The sequence below is a fragment of the Mesorhizobium sp. M7A.T.Ca.US.000.02.2.1 genome, from assembly GCF_003996995.1.
In the GTDB taxonomy this organism is placed as follows: domain Bacteria; phylum Pseudomonadota; class Alphaproteobacteria; order Rhizobiales; family Rhizobiaceae; genus Mesorhizobium.
The window spans coordinates 1-1,703 of the sequence record NZ_RZTT01000710.1; the positions used below are offsets into that span (position 1 = coordinate 1).

1 protein-coding gene and 1 tRNA gene are annotated in these 1,703 nt (G+C 64.1%); one reads left to right on the forward strand and one right to left on the reverse strand.

The annotated features are described in order from the left end of the window. Positions 1-1,155: aromatic amino acid lyase (locus EOD15_RS33855; protein ID WP_127409275.1), on the forward strand; the 1,155-nt coding region annotated here is incomplete at its 5' end. Positions 1,156-1,419: 264 nt separating this feature from the next. On the opposite strand, the gene EOD15_RS33860 is transcribed toward EOD15_RS33855, so the two are convergent. After that, a tRNA-Leu gene (locus EOD15_RS33860) sits at positions 1,420-1,505 on the reverse strand. Positions 1,506-1,703 lie beyond the last annotated feature (198 nt).

Genomic DNA, 1,703 nt, shown 5'->3' on the forward strand with positions numbered 1-1,703 from the left:
GTCAGGGCGATCGTGCTTGCCCGTCTGACGAATTTCATCGAGGGCAACGCCGCCACCACGCCGCGCATCGCGCTTGCCGTGGCCGCAATGCTCGACGGGGAGCCGATGCCGGCGGTGCCGGCCTCCGGCCAGGGCGGCGCCGGTGAGATCCTGGCGCTCTACCCCTTGTTTGCAGAACTTTCGACGCGCTTCGACCTCGAGGTCAAGGAACGCGGCTCGCTCATCAACGGCTCGCCTTGCGCTGCTGCTCTGGTGGCAGACGCAGCGCTCGCGGCACGCCGCCGGATCCGCATGGCGCACCAGGTGTTCGCGCTGTCGATCGAGGCGTTTCGTGCCCCGCTCGAACATTATGACGCCGCGCTCGACACGCTCTGGGGCGATGAGCATGAGGCCGCGGCCCTGCATGGTTTGCGGGAATTTCTGGTTGGCGCCGGCGATGGGCGACGCAATTATCAGGCGCCGGTCAGCTACCGCATCGTGCCGCGCGTCCTCGGCCAGGCGCATCGTGCGCTGTCGTCGGCCGAGCGGGCGGCCAATGTGTCGCTGGCCTCTATATCGGACAATCCGGTCTACATCCCGCCCGACGATGCACATCCGCTCGGCCGCTGCATCTCGACCGGCGGCTATCACAACGCCATGGCGACGCCGGCGCTGGACGATCTGGCGGCGATATGGGCCGACATCTGCCTGCTCTGCGACCGCCACGCCTCGAAGCTTCTCAACGGCAAGGTGTCGCTGCTGCCGGATCTGCTAATGACCGGACGTCACTCAGCCGACAGCGATGGCCATGGCAATGTCGGCTACGTGCCGATGGCGATCACCGGCTATCTCGAGCAGGCCAAGCTGGCCGCACAGCGCACCTTCATTCCGGGCACGGAATCGGCTGGCGCGGGGCAGGACGACGTCGCCACGACGGCATTCTTCGCATGGACCAAGGAGGCAACCGCCGGCCGCTGCGTCGATGCCGCCATGGCGATGCTGGCGATGATCGCCTCGCAGGCGCTGCACGTCACCGAACGGACGCCGCCGCCGGCGCTGCGCTCCTTCGTCGATCAAATCAGAGCTATCGTGCCGCCTGTCGGCGCCGATCGTGTGCTGGGGCCTGAGCTTGCCAGGCTGGCGGAATGGTTCACACAGAAAGTGTTCGAGGCGTAGAGATGCCAACAAGCCGTGGCTGGTGAAATTGGTGCGCCTGAACGGATGAAATTTGAACCTGCGTTTGAACCTGCGCTGGTCCCCTTCGCCAAGGCTTCGGAGGACGCTCCTTCGTCTAAAGCGGTGTCGTGCCTGAAGGGATTCCGGCGACCCGCTTCAGGTCTTTTTTTGTGCATGTCGTTCTCCCAAAACCGAGGTCACTTTTGGCGACATGCACTAACGAGCTTCAGGTGGCCCGCCACCCGAAGCTCGAAGAGAGAAAGGTGGTGCGGACGACGGGAATCGAACCCGTACGATCAGAGATCGAGGGATTTTAAGTCCCTTGCGTCTACCAATTCCGCCACGTCCGCAGGCCAGCCCTTTTCAGACGCCTGACACAGGCCGTCAAGTCGTGTTGTTGAGCGTTCGCCGAACGTGCAAACAGACGGGGCGGCTTGATGATACTGGCGCGATCACGGAATTATCGGCACGGCGGGTAGTGGTACGATGCCTGTGTGGTGGATTTGATCCGCCAAGGCCGGCGCCTCTCAGGCCCAACCCATTCCCCC